The organism is Bacillus sp. FSL K6-0994, from assembly GCF_038630815.1.
Classification (GTDB): Bacteria; Bacillota; Bacilli; order Bacillales; family Bacillaceae; genus Bacillus; species Bacillus safensis.
Map to the genome: position 1 here is coordinate 2,333,149 of NZ_CP152043.1, position 23,464 is coordinate 2,356,612.

Below are 23,464 nucleotides of genomic sequence, written 5' to 3' on the forward strand. Positions count from 1 at the left end.
AGTGCTTGTTCATTACCTGGGAAATATTTTCATCATTTTAAGGCTTTGATACAGATGTATGTATCATAGTGATAAACCGAGACTTCTCTAAAGTGATATGCTGAAAACAGACGGCTGATCTCTTCTTCACTGTACGTTGAAAAAGATGTTGACCGTTTTTGTTCGTTGATCAGCTCCTGCTTTTGGAAGGATAAAAATACTTCTCCATCCACTTGAAGGACGCGGTACACTTCCTTCATGACTTGCTCAATATCCTTCAAGTAATAGATCGTCTGCACCGTAAATAATTTATTGAATGATCTGTCTTCAAAAGGTAATTGCTCAGCCTTACCAAGCGTAATAACGGCTTTGTCCTGTTCCGCAAGCTTCTTATGTTTTCTTTTTGCATATTTAATCATATGACGAGAGGCATCCACTCCATATACTTTTCCGCGGTCAAGTTTTTCAGCTACCTTTGATAAGGTGATGCCTCTTCCAGTCCCAATTTCTAAAATTCGGTCATTTTCTTGTATATTTAAGAGTTGAAGCGTCCATTCATTGATATTATGATGATTTTTTTCCATATAGCGGGCAACCCATTTTGAGAACAAGCCTTTTGGTTCCCTCATTTGTTTTCCAATCCAGCTTTGAATCAATGTTAACACCTGCTTTTCACCAGTAAATAAACTATTTACAAATTTTCTTACTTTTCATATCGGCTCTCACCTAACAAAAATTAAGACCTAGTCCTAATTTATTTGTCTTTTATAAGACGCTCCTTTTCAGAAAATGTTTCGCAGAAAGTGAAAATTATTTTTTAACCTGAATAGGCGTTTTCATTATTTGTGCTCAGATTGATTTCGTTTTCTGCATGAGCTGCATAATTTATAAATGTATCTTGATTAGATAAAGGTGGTGCTAGATTATGGGCTTTGGCGGTTATTCTGGAGGCTACTGCGGTGGCTACGGTGGCGGTTTTGCAGGCGGATTCGCATTGCTTGTTGTACTGTTCATTTTGTTGATCATCATTGGTGCAAGCTGGATTTGCTAACGTAAAAGGAGCAGGAAACGTCATGGTTTCCTGCTCCTTTTCTTTAATACCAATAAGTCCGGTACTGATACATATAACGTCTGAGCATTTCCTCTTGCTCTCTTTGCATGCGGTATGGATTGCCGTATCCGTGCTTTAAGGAATGCGGAATAGATGCATACCCGTGCCCCACAGACGGAAATCTCATATATGGTGACATCGACATTCATTGATCACCTCACAATCACCTTTTACGGTATCATATGTGCAGGTGATCAATGTGGAGCGTGTCTAAACCTGGTCCTTCTCCATCGTATAACAATCAAGCATGGCTAGCATCATAAACATGTCAATCTCCTCCTTTTCACATTTTTCATTTCCTGTTTTAGTTCATATACTTTAGTTGTTTCTGTTTCATTTCTTCATAAATTGTTTCGACTTCTTGTTCGTAAAGAACGGTCTCAATGTCCTTGTATCTCCGCTTAATTGTCAAAGTAATAAAAAATAAATGGATTGTCATATACGCTCACCTCCCTTCAGTTCGCAGCACGCGAAATAGCCCGCAGATCTTCTTTATCAGTTGACCTGCGGGCACACAAAAATGCAGATCAAAAGACAGTGTCTTCCAACCTGCAATGGATGATACGTGTGAAATCCTCGTTTACTTAAACAGTTTTGAAGCGTGCACCGTATAAGGCAAAGGAAGGACACGAACTCTTCCACAGGCTGATGACATGATGAAATTGTTGGTTGAATTGATCACAAGTAGATACGAATAACATATTCTTCAGCCTCCTTTACGTTTTTTTTTAATTACTTTGTAAGTATATCCAGCAAGCACCATTTTGTAAACCTGTTTTTAGTCATATAGGTGATTTTTGTGTTTTTGACTAAATTTCTACAGTTATTCTTGTCCGATTATCCAATACAATAAAAAAAGCCTCCTCAGGCAAATGAGGAGGCTTTCGAATTAATCTTCATCTAATTCTTGCAGTTTCTTTTGAAAGAAAATCGCGCGTTTAACACAAACAAAAGCTACTAATAAGAAAACACAATCTATTCCCATCATCAGCATTTTTGGAAATGCTTCGATGTGCTGGTTCGGTAAGATCGTACCAATATATAAAAAGGTGCTGACAGCAAGCAAAATAAAAGCGTACTGCTTGTAATCTGTCACTAAATCACTCCACTTTTTCTTCACTTGTTTCACCTTCCAGTTATCAATGTCTATTCATAGCTTAACATAGTGAGAGAAAGCGAGGAGCATGTAAATCTATCCATTCGCCAGTGCGCTTAGTCCTTGCTTGATATCATGTAGTAAATCATCCACATCTTCAATTCCGACGGAAATACGAATTAAACCATCTGTGATGCCAAGCTCCTCCCGGCGGTCTTTTGGAATGGACGCATGGGTCATCCGGGCAGGGACAGAAATTAAGCTTTCAACCGCTCCAAGGCTTTCTGCGATTGTAAACAGCTTAAGCTGGCTTAAAAATACATCGACATGTTCTTCTTTTCCAATATCAAAAGAGATCATGCCGCCGAAGCCGGATGCTTGTGTTTTCGCAAATTCATGTCCAGGGTGAGTATCGAGACCTGGATAATAAACACGTGTGACGGCTGCATGTTGTTCTAAAAACTCAGCGATTTTCTGTGCATTTTGTTGATGTGCTTCCATTCGTAGTCCAAGCGTTTTCATCCCTCTCATGAGAAGCCATGAATCCTGCGGTCCAAGAATTCCGCCTGTCGAGTTTTGAACAAAGTGCAGTTCTTCTCCAAGCTCTTTCGTCGCTGTGACGACAAGCCCGCCTACAACATCACTATGGCCGCCTAAATATTTAGTCGCACTGTGCAAGACAATGTCTGCGCCATATTCAATCGGCTTTTGGAAATACGGTGTGAAAAATGTATTGTCGACAATCATCAAAATGTTGGCTTCTTTTGTCAATTCGCCGATGGCTTTTAGATCCGTCATTTTGAGCAAAGGATTGGTTGGTGATTCAATGTAAACGGCTTTTGTTTCAGGTAAAATGGCTTTTTTCACTGCTTCAGGATCACTTGTGTCAACAAAGGTTGCAGTAATGCCAATGCGGTTTAGCACCTTTGTGATGACGCGGTAGGTTCCGCCGTACACGTCATCTGTCAGGACAATATGATCTCCGCTGTTAAACAGCATCATCACAGCCGTAATGGCTGCCATCCCTGAACCAAATGCGTAGCCGCTTGCTCCTCCTTCAAGATCACGAATGACTGTTTCCAGTGCAGTTCTTGTTGGATTTGCTGTTCTGGAGTATTCATACCCCGTATGTTCGCCTGCTTTCGGCTGCTTATAAGTACTCACTTGATAAATCGGCACAGACACGGCGCCTGTTCTTTCATCACCCGTTGTTCCGCTGTGAATCATCATTGTTTTTGGTTTCATGCTATTTTCCTCCCTCATAAATTCCTTTACTTAAATATCGCTCACTGCTGTCAGGAAAAATGGTGACAATGACTGTCCCAGGTGCTGCTTTCTTTGCTTCCTCTAAAGCGGCAAATAAAGCGGCACCAGAAGAGCTGCCGATGAGAACACCTTCTTTTTCAGCTGCTTCTTTCACCATTCGAAACGCATCATCATCACTGACAGTGTAAATCTCATCGAATAAAGCCTGCTCCATATAATCTGGGATAAATTCAAGGCCAATTCCTTCCGTTCTATGCGGGCCCGGGTCCCCTCCATTTAAAATTGATCCTTCAGGCTCCACAACCACTGTTTTTAACGCCTGATGCTGCTCTTTTAAATAGGCGGCACACCCTTGAAAAGTCCCGCCAGATCCTGCTCCCGCCACGAATACATCGATATTCCCTTTTAAGTCGGACCACAATTCGGGACCGAGCGTTCTGTAGTAAGTCAATGGATTTACTTGGTTTTTAAATTGTAAAACACAATAGGCATTGTCAAGGCTTGCCTCTAGTTCAAGGGCTCGATCAATCGCACCCTTCATGCCTTCTTTTCTCGGCGTATGAATAATTTCTGCACCGAGCGCCTTCATCAGCTGTTGTTTTTCTTGACTAAAATGTTCTGGTACACAAAAAATGGTCTGCAATTGCTGCTTTCTTGCACTTAGGGCAAGCCCAATTCCTGTGTTTCCAGCAGTCGCTTCAATAATAGTTCCGCCTGGACGCAGTTTGCCAGATGCCAATGCTTCTCTGATGAGCATATCACCTAATCGATCCTTAATACTTCCACCTGGATTCATCATCTCAAGCTTTGCATACACCTCAACGCCTTCTGGGACGCCAATCCCTGACAGCTTTAAAAGCGGTGTGCGGCCAATTAATTCAGTAATATCCTTTATGACAGCCATATGATTCCCTTCCTTTGCATGGAAAAGAAGGGGGAAACCCCTTCTTTTATTGTGTTTGCTTTATCATACGCAAGACAAGGTCGGTTGAGTGAATCGCTGCTTGCTCAAGGAATTGATCAAAGGAGATATTGGATTCTTTCCCTGCAATATCCGATAGCGCACGAACGACAACAAATGGCGTACCAAAGAGCTGACAGACCTGTGCAACGGCTGCGGCTTCCATTTCCACCGCATACAGCTCTGGAAACTTCTCTCTCACAAACGCTACACGATCCGGATCATTCATAAACGAATCTCCTGTTGCAATCGTTCCTTTTGCCACTTGAATATGATCAATTTCTAAAGCAGATTCTTCTGCCAGCTTCACAAGCTTTTCATCTGCAATGAAAGCAGCTGGAAGTCCCGGCACTTGTCCATATTCGTAATCAAAGATGGTCACATCTACATCATGATGTCTCACATCAGTAGAGATGACAATATCACCTACATTTAATGACTGGTGAAAACCGCCAGCAGATCCTGTATTGATCACATAATCTGGCTGAAAGCGGTCAAGCAGTAATGTTGTGCTGACCGCTGCATTTACTTTTCCAATCCCTGATTTTAATAAAATCACTTCTTTATCTTCATAAACACCTGTTGTAAATTCACACCCAGCGATGTTTTCTTGTGTAGCATTTTTTAGTTGATCTCTTAAAATCGTCACTTCTTCTTCCATTGCACCTATAACTGCGATTTTCAAATCAAAAACATCCTTTCATTCCCTTTTCTTCGCTTCTACGATCCAAACAAAATCATTCATTTGATGAAAGGATGTGCTAAAACCTTCTTCTTCAAAGATTTGCTTTAGCACATCAATGGATGGATAATATTCCGTTTCTAAATCCTCTGCAAGCTGATCGAACCCTGCGGCTCTCGCTTTGTCGATCTGAGCTTGATGTGCTGCTTGATTTTGAAACATTGTATCAGCAAAAACTATTTTACCATCTGAGTGAAGGATGTTGCTATAGGTGTGAATGGCTTGTTTTTTTTCTTCATCCGTTAAATGGTGGAATGCATATGAGCTGACGATCGTATCTGGCTCAAAAGGCGGCGCTGGAAATGATAAAAAATCCCCATCATGAAATAGATCTGGCAGTCCTTTTTGAAGAGCCGCTTTCTTCATGGCATCTGATGGTTCAACACCAAACACGTTTTTATCAGCTGCAAGGAGCAGCGCTGTTAGATTCCCCGTACCGCTTCCAAACTCAAGAACATCTTGGCCTGAACGGCGGGCAATTTCTTTTAAAATAGCCGGATACCGGCGAAACACTTCTCTATACTGCTCGTCATGACCACTTACCGTGTCGTCATAAGAGTCGGCCCAATGATCAAATAAAGAAAGAAATTCGCGTCCCATTTTCTTTCCCTCCACTTTATCTATTTATTCCTATGCGTATAGTATGTTTTATTCCGTCGAACAGTTCCTATCCTACCACAACTTCTGTTTCTTTCCTACTAAAAAATACTGGGAGAGACAGAAAAACATTTGCCCTCCTGAGGGAGAGAGATTAAGATGAATGAAGAGTATAGAGAGGTGAATCAAATGGATTTTCAGCTGGATTTTTTAAAGGATAAAATAGAATTTTTTGAAGCAACATCTTTAAAAGAACTTGAACAAAAGATCCAAAAACAAATTGAACATAATCAGGCGATTCTGCTGACCGTTCATTCTGTCAGTCATCAAACGACTGTAATCGATGAGCGGATTTTGTATACAGCAGTTGTTCATTTTAAAGCAAATGTTTAAACAAAAAAGATAGCATATCTGCTATCTTTTTTTCATGTTTATCTTAATTTTTCAACCTTCACAGGTTTCCAGCCTTTTTCATCTACCCACGTAATTTCCACGCGGTAGCGTTCACCTGTTGATTTATCACGGATGGTTCCTTTTGCATCTTGAGGACCTCCGTTATTTCCTAACCAAAGAACGGTCATTTGATCTTCTGAAATTCCTGTCGCATAGGACATGGCTTTGATCATTTCTTTCCAGTCTTTTGAGCTGGAATCATAGGTTGCTGTATGTGAACCGGATTGCTCTGTTCCTACAGGCTCCCAGTCATCATTTTCGTATGTTTTGTCTACATCACTCGTTTTGCCGCCATCTGTTTCTTTGGCGTCTTTTAACGCATCTTTATTAGGTTTTTCTTCATCATCTGTCTTCTTCGTTTCGTCGTCTTGATCAGATGAATCATCTTTTTTTGCATCTGAATCATCGGATGTGTCTTTCTTTGGATCTTTCACATCTTCTTGTGAGTTTTGTTTATTTTCACTTGTTGCAGGTGCCGTTTTTGATGGCTCTTTCGCTACATCTGGATCTTTCGGCTTATTAAAAATTAACAAACTCGATGCGACAACCAAAATAAGCACCACAACGATACCAATTAATATGTTAAGCACCATATTTGCCTTTCTGCGCTTATCACGATGTTCAAATCGAGAATTTCTACTCAAAATCTCTGCACTCCTTTGCCTCTGTTCCCTAAGTCGTTACTATTCTAACATGTCATGAAGGGATGTTCTATGTCTGTTTCTTTTCAATTTCATTGACCTTTTTTACAATATCATAAAACGCATCATTTGTCTTAGCCCGGCCACTTGTCTCATCAAGGTGAACAACGACAAGGGCGTATTTTGGTTTTTCTACCGGAAAGTATCCAGCAAACCACTTATGATAAAGCGGATTCCCCTTTTTGTCTTGACTGCCGGTTTGGGCAGTACCTGATTTTCCCGCTACATCGTATGGCAAATCTTGAAACCTTCTTCCGGTTCCCTTGTCAGAGGTCACCACCTGCCTTAAGAATTTTTGCAGCTTTTGAGCTGTATAGCGGTCAATGCTGCCCCCTTCAGGCCGTTTGTTTTGAAAGGACAGCATCGTTGTTCCGTTTTGATACAGCACTTTTTCTGCGATTTTCACTTCTTTTCGTTCTCCTCCTCTTGCGATCGCAGCCATCATATTCGCGATTTGCAGAGGTGTCGTTTTGACATTTTTTTGTCCTATTGCGGTTTGTGCAATGGCTTTTTTGACATGCTTGTCTCTTTTATCTCCCCACACACTGCCTGTTTCTTCACGATCAAACTGTTTGAAGTGATGCTTATGATAGACATCCCCTTCCCAGCCAGCTCGATCTATGAGTCCAAGCTTTGCAGCCGTCTTTTCGATGATTTGATCATCTGTTTGAATGAGCTTTTCAGCAAGTGCCGCAAAGGTATAATTGCAGCTCTGCGAGAAACTGTCCGTCAGATTCAGCACTTCCTGTTTTCCTTCAGGCTCTCCATATAAATTCTTTCGACAGTCATACATGGTTTGTGGCTGGTCAAGGTTTTTTTCGATTGCTGCGGCAAGTACAGCTGTTTTAAAGACAGAGCCTGGAGCAATCGCTGTCAGCATGTAATTTCTTGCCTCATGCCGATTTTTGCTTGTGACATTTGGGGTACTTGCCATTGCCAGTACACTGCTGCTTTCAATGTCGAGCAGAACGGCACCGCCTTTTTCAACGCCTTGGTCTTTGAGCACCTTCTCCATTTCAGCCTGCATGTCTTCATCTATCGTTGTCTGTACCTGAAGTGGATAAAAGGAATGAGCTTCTGCTGTATATTTGACGTCCATACCGAACAAAGGGTTTCCCCTTCCGTCCACATGATATAACAATTTTGTGTCTTGCTCGGGTAATAGAAATTCGTCAAAGGTGCTTTCCAGCCCAAATGTGCCGATTTCAGTACGTATGGAAAGCTCTTTTTTGTCAGGATAACGCTTTCTGAGTAGTTCTGGATTTTCGCTTGTGAAACCTAATGTGTGGAGGGCAAGTCTTTTTTTGTCCTTCTCTTTCATATATACGCCGTACACACCTGAATATTTCATATCATTGATGTCTTTCAGTTTTTTTTTCGTGATGTCATCTTTTAAAATGAGAGGTTTTTTCGTTTCTGTTAACTGTTTTTTGAGTTCATCCTCTTCCATCTCAAGAATAGAGGCGGTTTGCTGCAAGCGTGGAAGATCATATTGCAGGAAAGGAAATAAGATAACCGCAGGCTGTTCTTTTGTAAGAAGTGCTTGGCCGTTTCGATCTAAAAACTCACCGCGCCCGTCTGAAATAACGACTTCTTCTGTTCGCTGTTTGACACTTTCTTGTATTAAATTGATATCAAGCTTTGAAAACGATTCTGTGAAGAACAGCTGAATTTCTGCCAGTCTCATCAGAAGACCGAGCAATAGTATAAAAATAATCGCACCTGTCCATTGAATTCTTCTTTTTTTGCGCATAAAAACACCTCGTCCCTATTGTGGACGAGGTGTTTACCTGATAAACGTGATTATGAAATTTTTACAATTTGGACGAACATTTCTCCGCCAGGTGTTTGAACGGTTACTTTGTCGTCTACTTGTTTACCTAAAAGGCTTTTTGCAATAGGTGAATCGTTTGAAATCTTGCCTTCGAACGGATCAGCTTCTGCACTTCCAACAATTGTGTAAGACTCTTCTTCCCCGTCTGGTAATTCAACGAATGTCACCGTTTTACCAAGTGAAACCACATTTGAGTTTCCTTCATCTTCGATAATTTTAGCATTACGAATCATATTATCAAGCGTTGTAATACGGCCTTCTACAAACGCCTGCTCTTCTTTAGCAGAATCATATTCCGAGTTTTCAGAGAGGTCTCCAAAACTTCTAGCGATTTTAATACGCTCTACAACCTCTTTACGTTTAACCGTTTTCAAATATTCAAGCTCTTCTTCTAATTTACGTTTTCCTTCTTCTGTCATTGGAAATACTTTCTCTTGTGCCATGAATCATTCACTCCTTCTATTAATCCTCATCATACAAACTTTCTGCACGTGAGTGACGACTGAAATATACAAGAATGAGGACATGTTCAGGCCCTCATTCCTTCTGTACCATATTCGTAAAAGTCCATCTTACATGGCGTCCCTTTTAGATGCAACTATTATGCCTTTTATTAGACAGGACCACTCGCAGCGGTCTAAAATCGCACAAACTGTGGAAAGGCACAGGAAGCTCCTGTACCTCGTTCGGCCATTTCGATCATATGTAGAAGAATAGCTTATCCATTCTCCATCTTCCAATACATAATATGGTCAGTGTACGATATGTCTATGCTATATTATTACAAAATTGCATTTTGATCAAGAATTGTTTGAAAATTTGTGATGATTTGTTTGTCGTTTTTTTAATATACTTTTTCAACTTCATTCTTTCGCTATGTGGTAGTGATTTCTCCATCTCTTCTTTTCTTCATTGTTTTCTTATCATATCAAACCCTTAAGATTTTTTCCGAGAATGCTGCTTTAATAAATGTTCACATATAATTAACAAATATTAACAAGGAAATATTTGGTTTTTATTGAATTTTATCAATGCAAGACCAAATACACGCTAGGGAGTGTTTTAAATGAACATGAAGAAAACAATTGTTTCTGTTCTATCCATCACTACCTTATCTTTTTCACTAATGGGCATGGCTTCAGCCAAAGAAACAGCGGATTTCACAGTCAATAGCAGCTCTTCTGGATTTCAAACTTTAGATGTGATTTCGATTCAAGATTACAGTGTATCTTTAAGAGTTGGTGAGCAATGCTCAGTCTATAATGCTGCAGCTACACGTTATTGGACAGATAAACAGAGTGTAGCTTCTGTTAGCTCTAATGGAATAGTGACCGCTCATTCACCTGGCAAAGCCACTATCACTCTTTATAAAGGGACGTCTGTCTTAGGACAAGTTTTCGTGACTGTTTATTAATATGATGCTGAAAAGACCTTTACACTGTAAAGGTCTTTTTCTTCTCCACCATTTACTCTGCTCGGTTTTGAAGAATCGTTTGAATTTTTGTCACCATTAAGTCTATCGCCACATGGTTTTGGCCGCCTTCTGGGATGATGATATCGGCGTATCGTTTCGTCGGTTCAATGAATTGATTATGCATCGGTCTGACAACAGATACATATTGTTCAATCACAGAATCGATCGACCGGCCTCTTTCCTTCGTATCGCGTAAAATACGGCGGATGATGCGAAGGTCTGCATCTGTATCAACATACAGTTTAATATCCATTAAATCTCTCAAACGTTCGTCTTCGAGCGCAAAGATACCTTCAACGATAATGACATCCTTCGGCTCAACATGAACCGTCTCTTCTGAACGTGTGTTTAGTTTAAAATCATATATTGGTTTTTCAATGGATTCGTATCTTAGGAGCTGTTCCAAATGCTCAAACATCAGGTCATTGTCGAATGCAAGCGGATGATCATAGTTCGTGAGCAGGCGCTCTTCAAATGGCATATGACTTTGATTTTTGTAATATAAGTCTTGCTGAAGCATGAGGATGGAATGTCCTTTAAATTTTTCATAGATTGAATTGGTGACGCTCGTTTTACCTGAACCCGAGCCGCCAGCAATACCAATGACAACTGGTTTACTCCTCATGTGGCTGTTATTTCCCCTTTCTCATCATGTTGCTAGGGTATACTTTTTGATCAAGCTTGAATTTGACGATTTGCAGCGGATGACGAGCAGCATCTAGTTCATTTCCTTTTTCATCCCAAATCGTTTCAATTTTGCATGTGAAATTCTCAATTTCTGGTCCGAAGAATTCGACTTCGTCGCCTTGCTTAAAGAAGTTACGCTGCTGCAATGTCACGATTTGTTCTTTTTCATCATAATGAAGAACAAGACCTGCGAAATCAAATGTCGTTTTCTTTCCATGAATGCCAAACATTTGTTCATCTGTTCCTGGTACGCCTTCGAAAAAGGCTGGTGCTGTGTCACGGTTTGCACATTTATCTAATTCATCTAACCATTCCTGCTGAATGACAAAATTGTCTGGATCTGCACAATACGCATCAATGACTTTGCGGTATACACTTACAACAGTGGCAACATAATGAATGGATTTCATCCGTCCTTCGATTTTTAAGCTGTCAATCCCCATTTCGATCATTTGAGGAATGGATTCAACAAGCTTCAAATCTTTTGGACTCATTGCAAATGGCGCATCTTCCTCACCAAATAAAGGCGCTTCCTCAGAACCTTCTAGTTTATAAAGATCATAATCCCAGCGGCAGGACTGGCAGCAGCCTCCGCGGTTAGAATCTCTTGCCGTCATATGGTTACTGAGCACGCAGCGGCCAGAGTATGCGATACACATCGCACCGTGAATGAATGTTTCGATTTCAATATCGACCTTTTCTTTCATTTCTCTAATTTCTAGCGCACTAGTTTCACGTGCGAGCACCACACGCTCAAGCCCTTCTTCCTTCCAAAACTGAACAGCTTTCCAATTTGAAAGAGATTGCTGTGTGCTTAAATGGACTTCAAGCTTCGGTGCAACACGTTTACATGTTTCAATGATTAGTGGATCAGCTACAATAATGCCTGCTACTCCAGCGCTTTCGATCCCTTGAAGGTATTCCTCCAGCCCGTCCATGTTTTCATTGTGGGCGAAGATATTTGTTGTCACATAAATGCGTGCACCATATTTGTTTGCAAATGCGACACCTTCTGCCATTTCTTCAATTGAAAAGTTATCTGCATTTGAGCGAAGTCCAAATTCTTTCCCGCCAATAAAAACAGCGTCAGCTCCGTAATGTACAGCAATTTTCAGCTTTTCCAAGTTTCCTGCGGGTGCAAGCAGTTCTGGTTTTTTTGTAATGACACGTTTCCCATCAATCATTTCAGAAATACCATCTTTCAATAATGCCATTTCCTCTGCCTCCTCTTATCTTAATAAACCGTTTCTTTAAAGAAGAACCCTGTATCAATCGAACGATTCACTGGCTGAATCTCTTCAATCCGCTTCACCCAGTCTTCTTTCTGATCTTCATACGCGTCTTTGTCAGTCGTTAGTAAATCAATTGCTTTTCTATAAAGTGATGTCACCTCTGTCATATAAGAAAGTGACTTTAAAATTCCGTCAATTTTAAATGAGTCAATGCCTGCGTCAACAAACTCTTCTAATTCGTCAATCATACACACATCATTTGGACTCATAATATGTGTCCCGTTTGCATCCTCGAAAATAGGGTATTTGTTTTGACGCTCTTGGTCATGCAGGAATAGTCCTTCCTCCATATTTCTGCCTACGACGTCCATTTGTTTGCCCTGGTATTCAAAGTAGTTGCCGATGAGCGTACGTTTTGATTGAAACATACATGTCATGCCATGAACTTGAATTTCAATCTCCACTTCAGCATTTTCTTTGATGTCGATCACACTGTCCATGTTCAGCTCTTTAGCAAGAACAGCACGCGATGCGCCTTTTCTGCCCCAATAGTTACAAGTGTAATAGTTGGTTCCAGTCGTTTCTGTACTCCAGTGAAGGTTCAGGTTCACCCCTGTTTCCTTTGCGGCCATGATCACGGCCGGGTCTCCAAAAACGACGCCGTCCACGTTTAATGAATCGAGAAAGGTTAAATAATCTCCAAGCAGCTGCACGCGGTCATTATGAAAAATCGCATTCATCGCCACATACACTTTTTTGTGATGGGCATGTGCAAGCTCTACCGTTTGTTTCACATCTTCTCTTGAAAACTCACCTGCAAGACGAATACCGTATGTTTGTTCGCCTATTAAGAATGCATCAGCTCCTGCCTCAATTAATGGCAGTACGTCCGACACGCTGCTTGGCGTCACAAGCAATTCTGGTTTCTTCATGATTGGTCACCTCTTTTTGTACTAATGGCGATCCCGTCTCCAACTGGGATAATGCACGTTTGGAAATCAGGGTTTGACATGAGCCATTGATTGTATCGATCAATTTTTCCAATTAATTGTTTCTTTCGTTTATCTTCAATTTCTTCTTCATAATTTGTCGCCACTAAGCCTTTGAATAATACATTGTCTGTAATAATCATTCCGTCATGAGCGAGCATCGGTTCAAACAATTCAAAGAAACGCTTGTACTGCCCTTTTGCGGCATCAATAAAGATCACATCATAGGGCGCCATCGTTTGGACCGTTTTAGCCGATTCCATCGCATCACCAAAAAACACGTGTATTCTTTCTTTTAACTTTAATTCCTCAATATTCCGTGTTGCTTCTTCATAGCGCTTTGCATTGCGCTCAATCGTATAAATCTCAGCATCTGGCAGAGCTGTTGCCATTCGAATGGCGGAATAGCCAATTGCTGTCCCAACCTCAAGAATTTTTTTCGGCTTTTTCATCGAAAGCAGCTGCAGTAAAAGCTCAATGCTCACCTTTTCCATAATTGGCACATGATGCTCTTTTGCATAGATCTCTAATTGAGCGATTGCATCAGGACTTGGGTGAATTAAATGTTCAATATAATCATTTATTCGATCATCTTCGATAGTCATTATCTGTCTAGCTCCTTCATGACCTGAAAAAGAAGAGTCCTGCCTATTGCAGCTCTCTCTCTCGTCAATCTTTCGTTCATCTAAGTAAAAACAACCCAATATATTTTACCACAAAGAAGTGGCAATTGCGAACCTATAAAATGGAGATTCCAACGAAAAAAACTGCAGGCAATCTCGTATTGTCTACAGTCTTTTTCGATTCACTTGTACATTAATTGCTGCCTGTGATGTATTTCGCTTTTGCTTTATTATGCTCATTTAACGTTTTCGTAAATACGACTTCGCCATTTTTCTTCGCAAGGAAGTAAACGTAATCCGTTTTCTCTGGATGCAAAGCGGCTTTCCAAGAGGATTCACCAGCATTTGCAATAGGTCCAGGCGGCAGCCCTTTGTTGTTATACGTGTTATAAGGAGATTTCACTTTTAGGTCTTTGTAATACACGCGGGATTTATGCTCACCAAGTGCATAAAGAACGGTTGGATCAGTTTGAAGCGGCATGTCCTTTTTCAACCGGTTATAGAATACACTTGAGATTTTTGCCCGATCTGTCTTTTCTGTTGCTTCCATTTCAATCAGTGATGCCATCGTTAACACATCATGTATGGACATGTTTCTTTTTTTCATGTCTTTTTCATACGTTTTCACGTATTGATCTGTTTGTTTAATCATCGTTTCAATGATCGTTTCGAGCGATTCATCCTCACGATAAAATGGATACGTAGCAGGGAATAAATAACCCTCCAACGGATGTTTCACCTGTTTTCCATTCACCTGTGATGTCACGGTTTTCGGATATTTTTTCATTAGTGTTTGAATAAAATCAGGATCATCCAGCTTCGCTTCAACTTCATTCGCTGAAAAATTCGTCTGATTTGCAATAATGGCTGCAATATCAGACAGCTGTCTTCCCTCTGGAATCACAAGCTGAAAGGCGTAATCTGTCCCGCCAGATGTCAGCTTTTTGATCAGCGTGTCTGCGTCCATTGTTTGTTTTAAATGAAAATATCCCGCTTTAAAGCCGGACGCCTTTTTGTATTTTGCATAATAAGTAAAAATCGCGTCATTCGAAATGAGCCCATTATCTTTTAAAATGCCTGCAATTTCGCGGACAGATGTCCCATTTGGAATATGAATATTAATGGTTTGTTTACTTTTTTGATCGACCGGTCCGAGTGCTGATTTAACATATAAAAAGCCTGATAATGCTGCAATGATGATGACAGCAAGGACAGATAACAGGACGATCCCCATTTTTCTTTTGAAGAATGGTCGTTTCTTTTGTTCTGAAAACATGCATGGCCCTCCTCACATCTAGCTTTTATAGTACATGATTCGACGGAGTTCGGCAATTCCTTGCTTATGCATGTCATGACAGAACTTGCCACAAAACGGCTAAACCAACGCCGCCACCGCTTCCAATAGCAGCCATGACATAGCTTCCATTCGGTAAGGTGCGCCCTTCATAAAATAATCTCACCATCATAGCAGCTCCTGACGCGCTGTAAGGATGCCCAAGGCAAAGTGCACCGCCTCTTCTATTGATCCGGTCATATGGTATCCCCAGCGTCCGGGCAATAAGTGCAGCTTTCAGCGCAAACGCTTCATTGATTTCAAATAGCGCCACTTCCTCTGCCTTGATGTTCTCTTGATGTAAAAGCTTCTTGATCGCATCAATTGGTGAAGCAGCTGGAAAATGAGGATGTATCGCTGTCACAGCACTTCCGGCATACCGTAGCATCACCTTATATCCACTTGCTTCCGCTAGCGATCTTTCCATCACAGCGACGGCGGCTGCTCCGTCTGCTTCCTTACAGCTATTGGCGGCGGTCACAGTTCCTTTTCCCGGTAAAAATACAGGCTTTGCCCGCTTGATCAGCTTTGCCATCGGTCTTATTTTAGCAGCCGCTTCATCTATGTTCATCCCGTCAATCGAAACGATTTCTTCTGAATATGTACCATGTGTGAATGCTGCTAAACTTCTTTCCCAGCTTAAAAGGGCATAGTCATCTTGTTCTTTTCTTGTGACAGAAAATGTTGACGCGGTCAGCTCTGCTGCTTCTCCCATATGCGGATCTCCTATCCACTCCGGTGAAAAGCGGGCTCTTTCTTTCATTGGTGATCTGGAAATGCTCTCTGTCCCGCCAGCGATATACATTGAGCCCTCCCCCGATTGAACCATGACGCAAGCTGTTCTGATCGCTTCAAGACCAGAGGCACACTGCCTGTCAATCGTCATGCCGGGAACATGTAAAGGAAGACCTGCTTCTAATGATGACAGACGGGCCATATTTCCACCGCCTCCGACGACATTGCCTAATATGACGTCATCCGGCGTCCTCATCTGAGACAAATGCCGAATAAGGGGAGCGGCTAATTGCTCTGGGCGATAATCCTTCAGCATCCCGTTTTTGTCACCGAAGGGTGTTCGTTTTGCTTCTACGATCACTGCTTGCATGACAATTGCTCCTCCGCCCACTTTTTCATGCTCGCACGGGCTATTTTTCCGCCGGATGTTTCAATCATTTGATCAATCACAAGCCATTTTTTTGGTACCTTGTAGGCCGCCAGCTTTTCTTTAACAGCTTGTCGAACCGCCTTTATTTGCGGCACTTGCTCCAGTATGGCAACAGGGATTTCACCCCAATATGGGTCAGGAACGCCAACCACAATCGACCGTTTGACCTCTGGCTGTTCATTTAGCACACGCTCAATTTCCTCTGGGAAAATATTCAGTCCTCCATAGACAATCATGCCATTCTCACGACCGCACATATACAGATAACCGTCTTCATCCAGCCATCCCATATCGTAAACTGTCAGCCACTCCTCCGGCGGTTTCTGCTCATGCAAGTAACCTGAAAACGTCATTGGGCTCTTTACATAAATCCTCCCTGTTTCATTTGGCTGACAGACAGATTGATCGGGCCGCCTTACTTCTACTTGAATGGAGGAGAAAAGCCGTCCAACAGAAGTAGGTTTTTGCATAAAGTCATTTGAAGACAAATAAGAGACAAAACTTAACTCTGATGTGCCATAAAAATCAAAAAAAGTGACATGTGGATAGTTGGTCACGAGCTGTTCTTTTGAAGAGATGCTCCAATCTGCTCCCGATGACATGACAAGAAGCGGATTGTCTTCTCTAAAAGCTTCGATTTGCAGTAACGTTTCTGTCATTGTTGGGACAGTATACATCACGGTGATATCACCTGTCTCTAAGGCTTTCTTCGCTTTTACTGGCACAAATTTTTCTAAAAGCGTCACTGTGCCGCCAAAATATAATGTACTGATGGCACCATATAAAAAGTGAGAGGATAAGAGTGTACCTAATATAAGAGCATGATCTTGATGAGTGATTCCAAATGAAGCAGTGGTCATTCGAAAGCTCTCGATCCAAGACTGCTGACGCCTAATAAAGGCTTTCGGTGAGCCCGTTGATCCTGACGTAAACCCCATATAAAAGACAGGATCCTTCTCGGTATCGCAGCTGTTATATGGACTGTCTGTGAGAAGGCTCATTCTTTCCTTCCATTCAGATAAAGAAAGAAGCGGCATGTCCACGCTTCCCTGTTCAAATCTCTTTATCAATCGATCCTCTATAATGGCGAGATCCGCCTCACTTAACAGGAGCTTTTCGACACATTCTTCATGACTCCATCTCGGATCAAGCGGAACGGCTGTCCATCCTGCATAAGCAGCGCCCGCAAATATTTGCAAAAAAGAAGCACCATTTGATAATAAAAAAGCGATTCTTTTTTGCTGATGAGCCGTTCCTTGTAACCACTGTGCTGATCTCTGCACACGTTCATACCAATCTTGATATGTAATGCTTTCTTGCTCATCTATGATGGCAATCTGATCTGATTTCATTTCTGCATGTACTGCATAGCTTTCCGTTATTCTGTTCAAACTGCACGCCTCCCTTTATGCAGATCCCTTTTTCGATATGACATGGCCTGTATGATTTTGACCGTAAAGACAGCACACATTCCCGCTTTGATGAGATCACCTGGAAGATAAATCAAACTAAGGAAAGCCGCCTGCGAGACCTTCATATGCATCATCATGGCTTGAAAGGGGATGCCGCACATATACAAAATCACAATACTGCAAACCGCATAGATCACAAAAAGACGCAGTGCGGTTACTTTTTTCAGCCGGTTCACCCATAAGCTGATCATGAAGGCAGCAACAGGATAAGCAAGAAGAAAACCACCGCTTGGACCAAAAAAGACCCCTATCCCGCCTCTCCCGCCTGACAAAAGAGGTGCGCCTGCTGCCACAACCAAAAGAAAAAGACATAAACTGATTAGTGCTTGTTTAGGCTTTAACAGCCCCCCAGCAAGCAAAAGACCTGCGGTTTGCAATGTAATCGGTACAGGTGTAAATGTAAATAAAATCGGCGGGATTAAGCCTAACATCCCGATGACCGCTGTCATTAACGCTATTTGCATCATATCTTGTATTTTCAATCTCCATGCCCCTCACTCAATTTATTGTTAAAAACAGAGTAAAAGGTACAATTCATTATGTCAACATAAAATAAAATAAAGTTAACATATTAATCGTAAAAAAAGACCTGTGAAGAAAGATCAAGAAGATCTGTTCACAGGCCTTTTATTTGTTCTATTCTTCGTCTTCTTGATCTAAGAACGTATTTAACGTTTCTTCAATCATGTCCCATTCTTCATCCGTTTCAATCGGCTCTAGCTCGCCATCTTCACCGTCTTCGTTCGGTGTAAAGCTTGATGCATGAATTTCAATTTCCTCATTGTCTTGCTCAGAAATTGGGTAGTAAAGGACATAAGATTTGTTAAAATGGTCGCTTTCAAAAGTAAATAGTACTTCGCAAAGCTGTTCATTTCCATTATCATCAACGATTGTAATTTGCTTTTCTCCGTGTTCCATTTGATTCACCTCATTTTAATTTAAGCTGTCTAAATATCCTTGCAGGATCATAACAGCCGCCATTTTATCAATGACTTTTTTACGCTTTTGTCTGCTCACATCTGCAGAGATGAGCATTTTTTCCGCTGCCATTGTTGACAGACGCTCGTCCCAAAGCACAACAGGAACATTGTACGTGTTTTCTAGCACTTTCGCAAATGATTGGCTGGCTTCGCCTCTAGGACCGACCGTGCCGTTCATATTTTTTGGAAAGCCAAGTACAATTTTATCCGCTCCAAATTCTGCAACGATCTCAGACAGGCGGCTGAGACCAAAGTCTCCGCCTGCTTCATCAATTTTAATTGTTTCAATCCCTTGCGCTGTCCATCCCATTTCATCACTGATCGCAACACCAAGGGTTTTCGTGCCTAAATCTAAGCCCAGAATTCTCATGTTTTACGCCTCTTTATGTGTCTCTAAGTACGATTTAACCAATTCCTCAATTAATTCGTCTCGTTCTAGTTTACGAATTAGGTTGCGTGCATCCTGATGTCTTGGAATATAAGCAGGGTCGCCTGACAGCAAGTATCCGACAATTTGATTGATCGGGTTGTATCCTTTTTCTTGGAGTGCGTCATGAACTGTAATGAGCACTTCATTCACATTGGTTTCAGCTGAATCATCAGAGAAGTTAAACTTCATTGTCTTATCAAATGAACTCACTGCTTCTTGCACCTCTCTTCCAACATTCTACTAGCAAGCTTTTTTCTAACCGCTCATCTAATACCATTATTCTACACTACATCGCCTGATTATAAAACGGATTTGACAGATTCTTCGACAGTTGCCAGTGCTTCTTCAAGCTTTTCTGGTTGTTTTCCGCCTGCTTGTGCCATGTCTGGACGTCCGCCTCCGCCTCCGCCGCAGATTTCAGCTGCCTGCTTCACAAGCTTTCCTGCATGAAGACCTTTTTCGATCACGTCTTTTGTCACTCCTGCTGAAATGTTTACTTTTCCGTTTTGAACGGCTCCCAGGACGATGACAGCTGATCCTAATTTAGCTTTTAAGTCATCAACCATTGTTCTTAAATGGTTCATGTCTTTAGCGTTTACTTTTTCAGTTAATACTTTCACTCCGCCAACTTCTGTCACTTTCTCTAAAATAGAGCCTGCTTCTGCTTGGCTTAATTTCGCAAGGAGAGATTCGTTTTCTCTTTGAACCTCTTTTAAATCTGCCTGTAATGAAGCAATCCGTTTTGGTACATCCTTTGTATTTGACTTCAGCTCGCTTGCTGCCTGCTCTAAAATCGCCAGCTGGTCATTTAATTCTTCATAAGCACCTTTTCCAGTCACAGCTTCAATACGACGTGTTCCAGCACCAATACCCGACTCAGACGCAATTTTAAACAAACCGATTTCCGCAGTGTTCTGCACGTGACAGCCGCCGCATAGCTCGATGCTGTAATCGCCCACTTGGACAACACGGACAATATCGCCATACTTCTCGCCAAAGAGCGCCATTGCACCCATTTCTTTTGCTTCAGCAATTGGTTTCAGATCAATAGCAACTGAGATACCTTCCCAAATCTTTTCGTTCACGATTTTTTCAATCTGAGACAATTCTTCTTTCGTCACTTGTCCAAAGTGAGAGAAATCAAAGCGAAGTCTGTTTTCATTCACCAATGACCCTGCTTGGTTCACGTGGCTGCCTAATACATCTTTCAGCGCCTGATGCAGAAGGTGTGTCGCTGTATGGTTTTTCACAATGCCTTTTCGAAGAGCTGATTCCACTTCAGCAGTGACCTCGAGACCTTTTTGAGCCGTACCGCTTACGACGACTCCTTCATGGACATGCTGACCGTTTGGTGCTTTTTTCACGTCTTTGATCTCAATGATGGCTTCTGCACTTTTTAGTGTCCCTTTATCAGCCACTTGTCCGCCGCTTTCCGCATAGAAAGGCGTTTCATCTAACAAGATTTGCACCGTGTCTCCTTCATGTGCTTCAGAGACAAGTTCACCATTTTGAAGCAGTTCGATAATGCGAGTTTCCGCAGTTAAATTTTCGTAGCCAACAAAGGTACTTTCCACTTTAATATCGCCTAAAGCGCCGCCTTGAACCTGCATACTGCCGACATCTTGTCTCGCATTTCTTGCCCGTTCACGCTGCTTCTCCATTTCCGCTTGGAAGCCTTCTCGATCAACTGTCATGTTTTCATCTTCTGCGTATTCTTCTGTCAGCTCGACAGGGAATCCATACGTGTCATACAGCTTAAATACATCTTCACCTGAAATTTGTGAACTGCCTTTGTCTCTTTCTTTTTTGATCACTTCTGACAAAATCGCTAACCCTTCGTTCAGTGTTTCGTGGAAACGTTCTTCTTCGTTTTTGATGACTTTCGCAATAAATTCTTCTTTTGCTTGTACATCTGGGTAGAAATCCTTCATGATCTCAGCAACAACTGGCACTAGATCATACATAAACGGACGGTGGATATGAATCGTTTTTGCATAACGCACAGCGCGGCGCAGCAAACGTCTTAATACATATCCGCGGCCTTCATTGGAAGGAAGCGCACCGTCGCTTACAGCAAAGGCAACTGTCCGGATATGGTCAGCAATGACTTTAAATGCTGTATCTTTTTCCTTCGCCAAACCATAGCTTTCTCCAGAAATGGTTTCGACTGCACGAATAATCGGCATGAAAAGGTCTGTATCGAAGTTCGTTGGCACATTTTGAATGACAGATACCATTCGTTCAAGGCCCATCCCTGTATCTATGTTTTTCTTCGGAAGTGGGGTATATGATCCATCTGGATTATGGTTGAATTCAGAGAACACAAGATTCCATACTTCTAGATAACGCTCGTTTTCCCCGCCTGGATATAATTCTGGATCGTTCATGTCGTCACCGTATGATTCACCGCGGTCATAGAAAATTTCTGTATTCGGTCCGCTTGGGCCCTCGCCAATATCCCAGAAGTTTCCTTCAAGGCGAATAATACGTTCTTCAGGCACACCAATTTTATCTCTCCAAAGAATATATGCTTCTTCGTCCTCTGGGTGGACTGTCACAGATAACAAATTCGGATCAAAACCAATCCACTCTTCACTTGTGAGGAATTCCCACGCCCATTCAATGGACTCTTCTTTAAAATAGTCACCAATAGAGAAGTTGCCAAGCATTTCAAAGAACGTGTGATGACGTGCTGTCTTCCCTACATTTTCAATATCATTCGTACGAATCGATTTTTGCGCGTTGCAAATACGCGGATTGTCAGGTACGACGCGGCCATCAAAATATTTTTTTAATGTTGCCACCCCACTGTTGATCCATAAAAGTGTCGGATCGTCATGCGGTACAAGTGACGCACTCGGTTCTACAGCATGTCCTTTTTCTTTAAAAAAGTCTAAAAACATTTGACGTACTTGAGCTGAAGTTAAAGTTTTCATTCAAAAATCCTCCCTTTTCATTCATCAATCTCCACACAAACGAAAAAACACCCCGCCCTATGCAAGCACAAAACGACTTACACAGGGACGAGATGTTCTCGCGGTACCACCCTGATTATAGACAAATTCGTCTATCACCTTCACATCCGATAACGCCGGAAGAGAGCGGCAGTGTTTATCTGCACTCGGGACTAGCTTCCGTTAAAGGTCTGATAAGGCTTTTCACAGCAAATAAAGCCTCTCTCTGCAACAGCTTTTTAACGTACTCGGGTCCGTCATTGAATTTCAATATGTATGAATCGAAATTATTATAGACAACTCGGCTCGTCTTGTCAATGAACGCTTCGTCTCATCAGGATATATTGCACAATGATCACCCTGATAATCGCAGCTGCTGGTACGGCTAAAATCATCCCAATTAAGCCAAACAGCTCCCCTCCTGCAAGCAAGACAAGCATAATGACGACAGGATGCATATGAAGACTTCGCCCTACAATGATCGGGCTGAGGACATTGCTCTCTAAAAATTGCAGCACCGCTACTGTGATCAATACAATGATGACCGATTTCACTGAGATGGTAAACGCAATAAAGATGGCAGGAACTGCGCCAATTATCGGTCCAAAATACGGAATCACGTTCGTTGCTCCTATCAGCATGCCAAGAACGAGCGGATACGGGATATGGAAAAGCCAGAGCACAATGGCTGCTGCACCCCCGATTAAAGAACAGACAAGCAGCTGCCCTCGAATATAATCACCAAGCGATTCATCCACTGCTTTGACAAAGGCATGCCCCCTCTTCCTAAATGATGGCGGCGTTAAATACCATGCCGCCCGCTTCATCGTGTTCATGTCTTTTACCATATAAAAAACAAGAAAAGGGATGAGTGCTGCAACTAAAACGTAATCAAATAAAACTTTACAGCTAAGAATCATCCGCTCAGCGCTATTGGCTGCATATGTCTCCGATTGAACAATGAAGCGGTCCAAGCGGTCGTGAAGTCCGTCAGGCCAGTGGCTCGTATGATGATGAATATGTGATAAAGCGCCATTATACGTTTCCGCGATGACAGGAATTTGTTCTGACAGCTCATTTAACTGTGCGATCATAACAGGCGCTCCTTTATAAACCGCAAAACCAATCCCGCCAAAAAACAGGACATAGATGAGTAAGAGACTGATTGTTCTCGGCAGCCCTCGTGCATGCAGTCTTTCGACAATAGGATAAAGCAGGTAAGAAATAAAAATGGCGATGAGAAGCGGAATGAGAACCGCCTTCAGTAATACAAAAACAGGCATCCATAACTCGTCGAGCTGCAGTAAAATGAGCAAGGATGCAAGGACAAGCAGGACCCCTGCAGCATATATCAGAAATTGGATCGGACGTTTCTTCACCTTTTT

26 protein-coding genes, 1 pseudogene and 1 other annotated feature are annotated in these 23,464 nt (G+C 41.9%); of the genes and pseudogenes, 3 read left to right on the forward strand and 24 right to left on the reverse strand.

Translation table 11 applies throughout. From position 1 onward, the window contains the following. Nucleotides 1–32 precede the first annotated feature (32 nt). On the reverse strand, nt 33–635 hold the full coding sequence (locus MHB69_RS12050) for a class I SAM-dependent methyltransferase (RefSeq protein ID WP_342496237.1): 603 nt from the start codon (nt 633–635) through the stop codon (nt 33–35). 320 nt (nt 636–955) lie between these two features. Here MHB69_RS12050 and MHB69_RS12055 point away from each other — a divergent pair. Beyond that, nucleotides 956–1,030 (forward strand): annotated as a pseudogene (locus MHB69_RS12055) (YjcZ family sporulation protein); the annotation flags it as partial. Between the two features lie 43 nt (nt 1,031–1,073). Here MHB69_RS12055 and MHB69_RS12060 read toward each other — a convergent pair. The 7 genes from MHB69_RS12060 to MHB69_RS12090 all read right to left on the reverse strand — a co-directional run bounded on the left by MHB69_RS12060 (nt 1,074) and on the right by MHB69_RS12090 (nt 5,755). After that, nucleotides 1,074–1,229: a hypothetical protein gene (locus tag MHB69_RS12060; RefSeq protein ID WP_223251019.1), complete on the reverse strand. Its 156-nt coding sequence runs from the start codon at nt 1,227–1,229 to the stop codon at nt 1,074–1,076. Between the two features lie 165 nt (nt 1,230–1,394). Continuing rightward, complete coding sequence (locus MHB69_RS12065; RefSeq protein ID WP_144496241.1) at nt 1,395–1,529, reverse strand: YrzI family small protein; 135 nt, start codon at nt 1,527–1,529, stop codon at nt 1,395–1,397. A 450-nt stretch (nt 1,530–1,979) separates the two neighbouring features. After that, nucleotides 1,980–2,210, reverse strand: a complete 231-nt coding sequence (locus MHB69_RS12070) for a YrhC family protein (RefSeq protein ID WP_065214596.1) — start codon at nt 2,208–2,210, stop codon at nt 1,980–1,982. A 72-nt stretch (nt 2,211–2,282) separates the two neighbouring features. Continuing rightward, nucleotides 2,283–3,431 carry a bifunctional cystathionine gamma-lyase/homocysteine desulfhydrase gene (locus tag MHB69_RS12075; RefSeq protein WP_214755511.1) on the reverse strand — a complete coding sequence of 383 codons (1,149 nt, stop codon included), beginning with the start codon at nt 3,429–3,431 and terminating at the stop codon, nt 2,283–2,285. A 1-nt stretch (nt 3,432) separates the two neighbouring features. After that, on the reverse strand, nt 3,433–4,356 hold the full coding sequence (locus MHB69_RS12080; protein ID WP_144496243.1) for a cysteine synthase family protein: 924 nt from the start codon (nt 4,354–4,356) through the stop codon (nt 3,433–3,435). A 46-nt stretch (nt 4,357–4,402) separates the two neighbouring features. After that, on the reverse strand, nt 4,403–5,098 hold the full coding sequence (mtnN, locus tag MHB69_RS12085; RefSeq protein WP_075623586.1) for a 5'-methylthioadenosine/S-adenosylhomocysteine nucleosidase: 696 nt from the start codon (nt 5,096–5,098) through the stop codon (nt 4,403–4,405). 15 nt (nt 5,099–5,113) lie between these two features. Then, on the reverse strand, nt 5,114–5,755 hold the full coding sequence (locus MHB69_RS12090; protein WP_046311888.1) for a class I SAM-dependent methyltransferase: 642 nt from the start codon (nt 5,753–5,755) through the stop codon (nt 5,114–5,116). Between the two features lie 186 nt (nt 5,756–5,941). Between MHB69_RS12090 and MHB69_RS12095 the strand changes: the two genes are divergently transcribed. Then, nucleotides 5,942–6,145, forward strand: a complete 204-nt coding sequence (locus MHB69_RS12095; protein WP_024423103.1) for a YrzA family protein — start codon at nt 5,942–5,944, stop codon at nt 6,143–6,145. Between the two features lie 38 nt (nt 6,146–6,183). Here the strand turns inward: MHB69_RS12095 and MHB69_RS12100 are convergent, their stop codons facing one another. The 3 genes from MHB69_RS12100 to greA all read right to left on the reverse strand — a co-directional run bounded on the left by MHB69_RS12100 (nt 6,184) and on the right by greA (nt 9,183). Then, nucleotides 6,184–6,849 (reverse strand): YrrS family protein, encoded by a 666-nt coding sequence (locus tag MHB69_RS12100; protein WP_144496244.1) that lies wholly within the window; start codon nt 6,847–6,849, stop codon nt 6,184–6,186. A 67-nt stretch (nt 6,850–6,916) separates the two neighbouring features. Next, nucleotides 6,917–8,659: a penicillin-binding protein 2 gene (locus MHB69_RS12105; protein ID WP_342495593.1), complete on the reverse strand. Its 1,743-nt coding sequence runs from the start codon at nt 8,657–8,659 to the stop codon at nt 6,917–6,919. Between the two features lie 50 nt (nt 8,660–8,709). Then, nucleotides 8,710–9,183: a transcription elongation factor GreA gene (gene greA, locus MHB69_RS12110; protein WP_008358505.1), complete on the reverse strand. Its 474-nt coding sequence runs from the start codon at nt 9,181–9,183 to the stop codon at nt 8,710–8,712. A gap of 623 nt (nt 9,184–9,806) precedes the next feature. Between greA and MHB69_RS12115 the strand changes: the two genes are divergently transcribed. Next, entirely contained in the window at nt 9,807–10,154 is a 348-nt protein-coding gene (locus tag MHB69_RS12115; RefSeq protein WP_342495594.1) for an Ig-like domain-containing protein, read from the forward strand. Nucleotides 10,155–10,206: 52 nt separating this feature from the next. Here MHB69_RS12115 and udk read toward each other — a convergent pair whose 3' ends face one another. The 13 genes from udk to MHB69_RS12180 all read right to left on the reverse strand — a co-directional run bounded on the left by udk (nt 10,207) and on the right by MHB69_RS12180 (nt 23,458). Beyond that, nucleotides 10,207–10,839, reverse strand: a complete 633-nt coding sequence (gene udk, locus MHB69_RS12120) for a uridine kinase (protein WP_024423106.1) — start codon at nt 10,837–10,839, stop codon at nt 10,207–10,209. 7 nt (nt 10,840–10,846) lie between these two features. Next, the gene (locus MHB69_RS12125; RefSeq protein WP_065214592.1) at nt 10,847–12,115 is read right to left on the reverse strand and encodes a U32 family peptidase; all 1,269 of its coding nucleotides are present in this window, start codon (nt 12,113–12,115) and stop codon (nt 10,847–10,849) included. Nucleotides 12,116–12,135: 20 nt separating this feature from the next. After that, nucleotides 12,136–13,065 (reverse strand): peptidase U32 family protein, encoded by a 930-nt coding sequence (locus tag MHB69_RS12130; RefSeq protein WP_061109403.1) that lies wholly within the window; start codon nt 13,063–13,065, stop codon nt 12,136–12,138. Beyond that, nucleotides 13,062–13,727: an O-methyltransferase gene (locus MHB69_RS12135; protein ID WP_039180249.1), complete on the reverse strand. Its 666-nt coding sequence runs from the start codon at nt 13,725–13,727 to the stop codon at nt 13,062–13,064. The genes MHB69_RS12130 and MHB69_RS12135 overlap by 4 nt, the downstream gene beginning before the upstream one ends. A gap of 211 nt (nt 13,728–13,938) precedes the next feature. Continuing rightward, nucleotides 13,939–15,021, reverse strand: coding sequence for an endolytic transglycosylase MltG (gene mltG, locus MHB69_RS12140; RefSeq protein WP_061109404.1), 1,083 nt, complete (start codon nt 15,019–15,021; stop codon nt 13,939–13,941). Nucleotides 15,022–15,094: 73 nt separating this feature from the next. Next, nucleotides 15,095–16,183, reverse strand: coding sequence for an acetyl-CoA C-acyltransferase (locus MHB69_RS12145; protein WP_342495595.1), 1,089 nt, complete (start codon nt 16,181–16,183; stop codon nt 15,095–15,097). Further along, a complete protein-coding gene (locus MHB69_RS12150) occupies nt 16,171–17,634 on the reverse strand; it encodes an acyl-CoA synthetase (RefSeq protein WP_342495596.1) in 1,464 nt (487 codons plus the stop codon). Before MHB69_RS12150 ends, MHB69_RS12145 begins: the two co-directional genes overlap by 13 nt. Further along, nucleotides 17,631–18,197, reverse strand: a complete 567-nt coding sequence (locus tag MHB69_RS12155; protein WP_061109406.1) for a biotin transporter BioY — start codon at nt 18,195–18,197, stop codon at nt 17,631–17,633. The genes MHB69_RS12150 and MHB69_RS12155 overlap by 4 nt, the downstream gene beginning before the upstream one ends. Nucleotides 18,198–18,351: 154 nt before the next feature. After that, nucleotides 18,352–18,633, reverse strand: coding sequence for a DUF1292 domain-containing protein (locus MHB69_RS12160; RefSeq protein WP_024423112.1), 282 nt, complete (start codon nt 18,631–18,633; stop codon nt 18,352–18,354). Between the two features lie 15 nt (nt 18,634–18,648). Continuing rightward, complete coding sequence (ruvX, locus tag MHB69_RS12165; RefSeq protein ID WP_024427871.1) at nt 18,649–19,065, reverse strand: Holliday junction resolvase RuvX; 417 nt, start codon at nt 19,063–19,065, stop codon at nt 18,649–18,651. A 3-nt stretch (nt 19,066–19,068) separates the two neighbouring features. Next, nucleotides 19,069–19,335, reverse strand: coding sequence for an IreB family regulatory phosphoprotein (locus MHB69_RS12170; RefSeq protein WP_008358522.1), 267 nt, complete (start codon nt 19,333–19,335; stop codon nt 19,069–19,071). Nucleotides 19,336–19,424: 89 nt separating this feature from the next. Beyond that, nucleotides 19,425–22,061, reverse strand: a complete 2,637-nt coding sequence (alaS, locus tag MHB69_RS12175; RefSeq protein ID WP_342495597.1) for an alanine--tRNA ligase — start codon at nt 22,059–22,061, stop codon at nt 19,425–19,427. An 80-nt stretch (nt 22,062–22,141) separates the two neighbouring features. Then, nucleotides 22,142–22,349, reverse strand: a binding site (T-box leader). Between the two features lie 44 nt (nt 22,350–22,393). Continuing rightward, nucleotides 22,394–23,458, reverse strand: coding sequence for an AI-2E family transporter (locus tag MHB69_RS12180; RefSeq protein WP_041118105.1), 1,065 nt, complete (start codon nt 23,456–23,458; stop codon nt 22,394–22,396). Nucleotides 23,459–23,464: the final 6 nt, after the last annotated feature.

Bases quoted from the DNA above. Each gene is read 5' to 3' on its own strand.
- MHB69_RS12060 (WP_223251019.1), bottom strand. From the start codon at position 1,229: ATGTCACCATATATGAGATTTCCGTCTGTGGGGCACGGGTATGCATCT.
- MHB69_RS12065 (WP_144496241.1), bottom strand. From the start codon at position 1,529: ATGACAATCCATTTATTTTTTATTACTTTGACAATTAAGCGGAGATAC.
- MHB69_RS12075 (WP_214755511.1), bottom strand. From the start codon at position 3,431: ATGAAACCAAAAACAATGATGATTCACAGCGGAACAACGGGTGATGAA.
- MHB69_RS12080 (WP_144496243.1), bottom strand. From the start codon at position 4,356: ATGGCTGTCATAAAGGATATTACTGAATTAATTGGCCGCACACCGCTT.
- MHB69_RS12090 (WP_046311888.1), bottom strand. From the start codon at position 5,755: ATGGGACGCGAATTTCTTTCTTTATTTGATCATTGGGCCGACTCTTAT.
- MHB69_RS12095 (WP_024423103.1), top strand. From the start codon at position 5,942: ATGGATTTTCAGCTGGATTTTTTAAAGGATAAAATAGAATTTTTTGAA.
- MHB69_RS12105 (WP_342495593.1), bottom strand. From the start codon at position 8,659: ATGCGCAAAAAAAGAAGAATTCAATGGACAGGTGCGATTATTTTTATA.
- greA (WP_008358505.1), bottom strand. From the start codon at position 9,183: ATGGCACAAGAGAAAGTATTTCCAATGACAGAAGAAGGAAAACGTAAA.
- MHB69_RS12115 (WP_342495594.1), top strand. From the start codon at position 9,807: ATGAACATGAAGAAAACAATTGTTTCTGTTCTATCCATCACTACCTTA.
- udk (WP_024423106.1), bottom strand. From the start codon at position 10,839: ATGAGGAGTAAACCAGTTGTCATTGGTATTGCTGGCGGCTCGGGTTCA.
- MHB69_RS12125 (WP_065214592.1), bottom strand. From the start codon at position 12,115: ATGGCATTATTGAAAGATGGTATTTCTGAAATGATTGATGGGAAACGT.
- MHB69_RS12130 (WP_061109403.1), bottom strand. From the start codon at position 13,065: ATGAAGAAACCAGAATTGCTTGTGACGCCAAGCAGCGTGTCGGACGTA.
- MHB69_RS12135 (WP_039180249.1), bottom strand. From the start codon at position 13,727: ATGACTATCGAAGATGATCGAATAAATGATTATATTGAACATTTAATT.
- mltG (WP_061109404.1), bottom strand. From the start codon at position 15,021: ATGTTTTCAGAACAAAAGAAACGACCATTCTTCAAAAGAAAAATGGGG.
- MHB69_RS12145 (WP_342495595.1), bottom strand. From the start codon at position 16,183: ATGCAAGCAGTGATCGTAGAAGCAAAACGAACACCCTTCGGTGACAAA.
- MHB69_RS12160 (WP_024423112.1), bottom strand. From the start codon at position 18,633: ATGGAACACGGAGAAAAGCAAATTACAATCGTTGATGATAATGGAAAT.
- ruvX (WP_024427871.1), bottom strand. From the start codon at position 19,065: ATGAGAATTCTGGGCTTAGATTTAGGCACGAAAACCCTTGGTGTTGCG.
- alaS (WP_342495597.1), bottom strand. From the start codon at position 22,061: ATGAAAACTTTAACTTCAGCTCAAGTACGTCAAATGTTTTTAGACTTT.